Origin of the sequence: Candidatus Clostridium stratigraminis (genome assembly GCF_045310675.1) — a bacterium.
GTDB classification, from domain to species: Bacteria; Bacillota; Clostridia; order Clostridiales; family Clostridiaceae; genus Clostridium_AT; species Clostridium_AT stratigraminis.
This window is the reverse complement of sequence record NZ_JBJHZZ010000034.1, coordinates 1-2,874: the sequence shown is the minus strand read 5'-3', so window position 1 is coordinate 2,874 and position 2,874 is coordinate 1. Positions and strand designations below refer to the sequence as shown.

Genomic DNA, 2,874 nt, shown 5'->3' with positions numbered 1-2,874 from the left:
TGTAGATTGTCAAGTAAAATTGACCCCTTTTTGCGTTTAAATTTGACCCCCTACGGGTTAAATTTCAATCAGTTCAAAACAATCGCGCTTTAAGTTCTTAGTATTAATTATCAATCGCCTTTCTTGAAGATTAATGGATACATATTTATTAAGCTCCATTAGTCTATCTTTGATGAGATCCTTAAGAAGGTCATCAAAACTTTGAGTGAGACTAAGCCCCGAAAGGGGCATTGAGTCTTTAAGGGAATTTTCATTACTTTTATAGCAATCTAATTCATCTATAGACATAAAATTGCTTTCAATACTGGCTTCGCCTTTGTGCTTGTATTGCCTTACTTTTGAATCAAAATAATAATCTGACTTATTACTGAGTCTTCGTCTCATCTGTTGAAAACTAAGATTATACTTGTCTCTAGCTAGCGTTAGTGCTTCTTTTCTGCCTTTCTTGTTATATGTATTTATAAATTCTTCATAATCTATTTCTATAGCTTCTTCCAATTTAATCCTCCTTAATATGCCTATTTACTCTATAGCTGTCGCCTGTTATACTAATTACATGGGAATGATGTAATAACCTATCAAGCACGGCACTAGCCGCTAGCTCGCTGGTAAATATCTCATCCCATCTGTTAAAAGGTAGGTTTGTTGTCACTATGAGAGAGTTTTTTTCATATCTTTGCCGGATTAATTGAAAAAATATGCTCTCTTTTTCTTTATCCATTTTTAAATAACCAATATCGTCTATTATTATCAAGTCTATTTTTGATAACTTAACAAATTTTTGTTTTAATGTTCCAGCTTGGATTGCATCGTATAAGTCATCAACTAGTTCGATAGCATTTACAAACAATACTGATTTGCCTTTTTCACAAGCTTTTAAGCCAATTGCAACTGCTAAATGGCTCTTTCCAACGCCTGGCGGCCCAATAAACACTAAGTTTTCATTCTTCTCCATAAAGCTTAATGTAGCTAAATCAAGTATCTTTGTTCTATTTATACTATCTGGAAAATTAAAGTCAAAGTCTTCAATGCTCTTGATCCTGTCAAAACAGGCTTTTTTGATGTTCCTTTCAGATAGTCTTCTTTTCTTACCTTCCTCTTCTATTTTAAGTAGTCTGTGCAAAAATTCTCTGTATCCTATATTTTTATCTATTGCAGTTTGTACTTCTTGATCATATTTTTCGTAGATATCAGGAAGCTTAAACTGCTTTAACAGACTTCTTATCTGAAGATTTAAATCGCTAGGTTTAGCTGTCATGATTATCTCCTTTACCATAGTAAGAAAGGTCTCTTACAAGTTCTTTTTCATTTTTCAAAGTATGCTTATTAGCACTCTTCTTTTGCAGCGATAGCTGGGTTTTATCATGCTCAATTATCAGTTCCAAGTATTTTTCTTTAATTACAGACTTTATATTATCGATTATTAGAATATTATTTTCTACACAATGATTAAGAATAATATCAAGGTCTTCGACGCTATACAAATCCTTTAATTTCAAAAATTCTCTAGCATGAAAGTGAGCTTGTTTAGTTACTTTTAATGCTAGTTCGTAGAACTTACTTCCGTGTTTAAATGTATTCTCGAAAACACGTCTTATCTCCGGAATAGACCTAGGAATACTAGAAGAAATTGCAGCATAATCCGCAGGATCCTCACGCTTAGTATATTTTCCCTCAAGCAAGGGGTAGCTCTTAATTAATGACAAATCTAAATCTAATATTTCTAATCTATAGCCGTACACTGTTCTAACTTTTACCTTCTTATCAACATACTTAACAGGCACGCTATACCTGTTAGTATCCACCATAACAAAAGAGTCTGTGCTAACAGTTCTGACATCTAAATCAGACTCCATAATTAGTTTTTCTCTTAGACTTGTTAATAGAATCTTTTCTTCTTCAAACATCTCGTCCGGAACCCTACGGGTTGTCCCATGAGTCTTCGTGTTCCAGTTTCTCATGAAATGTTTAATCTCAAAATTAAGATCTTCTATGTTGTTAAAACTACCACCCTTAATGAACTGTTCCTCAATATATTGATTTGGTTTTTCTATCTTGCCTTTAGTTCTAGGTCTTAGTGGGAGACATGCATTTAATTCAGTTTTTAGATATGTAACCAGTTTTAAAGCACCATCATTGAAGACAACTTCTTCTCCTTTTTTATGGCTTAGAACCAGTGCCTTAGGATTATCTATTAGCAGTTCCTTTGTTACACCTCCAAGCTCAATAAATAGATCTTGTATAGCCTCATATATTGCTGCCGCATTCACGGATAGTGAGCAGACAGCTGCCTTCTTCCTGGAGTAGGATAAAACCATTGTAAAGCAATATATTTTAGTTCTTTTTAAGCCAATATAAACTTCATATTCTCCCCAATCAAATTGCGCCTGGTCTCCTGGCGGAGTCTCAAATCTCTGAGAAGCTTTCTTGCTTATCATTATCCTCTCGTCATTTAACGTTTCTAGAAATCTATATACTGGATTGATTCCACCTTTATAGCCTAGCTTGAGTAATTCGTTATAAATTCTTGTACCATTAAACGAATATTCCTTTTCTAGGTACCATCTTCTAATGTCATCCTTGTATTCATCTACTTTAGACAACCGAATCTTTCTAGTATATTTTGGTTCCTCCTCCTTCTTTATTAAACTCTTAACTGTGTTTTTGGACATTTTTAATTCTCTAGCTATCTGCTTAATTGGTACCCCCTTATTGTACATATTTTTAACCGTGTGCCAGTCTCTCAAGTCCTTCACCTTCGTTTTATTCCCCCTTACGCATAACATTTAAGCTACACATAAAGGATAATATTTTAAAGTGGAGGGGTCAATTTTCAATGTAAAAGAGGGGTCAATATTAATTGTAAATCAACAA

At 33.7% G+C, this 2,874-nt stretch carries 3 protein-coding genes; all 3 read right to left on the bottom strand.

Annotated elements, in window-relative coordinates; all coding sequences use genetic code 11:
* Positions 1–57: 57 nt before the first annotated feature.
* The 3 genes from ACJDUG_RS17680 to istA are packed head-to-tail and all read right to left on the bottom strand — an operon-like array spanning position 58 to position 2,756.
* Positions 58–498 carry a hypothetical protein gene (locus ACJDUG_RS17680; protein ID WP_406771189.1) on the bottom strand — a complete coding sequence of 147 codons (441 nt, stop codon included), beginning with the start codon at positions 496–498 and terminating at the stop codon, positions 58–60.
* Between the two features lies 1 nt (position 499).
* Positions 500–1,258, bottom strand: a complete 759-nt coding sequence (gene istB / locus ACJDUG_RS17675; protein WP_406771188.1) for an IS21-like element helper ATPase IstB — start codon at positions 1,256–1,258, stop codon at positions 500–502.
* A complete protein-coding gene (istA, locus tag ACJDUG_RS17670) occupies positions 1,248–2,756 on the bottom strand; it encodes an IS21 family transposase (protein WP_406771187.1) in 1,509 nt (502 codons plus the stop codon). The genes istB and istA overlap by 11 nt, the downstream gene beginning before the upstream one ends.
* Positions 2,757–2,874: the final 118 nt, after the last annotated feature.

Bases quoted from the DNA above. Each gene is read 5' to 3' on its own strand.
- istB (WP_406771188.1), bottom strand. From the start codon at position 1,258: ATGACAGCTAAACCTAGCGATTTAAATCTTCAGATAAGAAGTCTGTTA.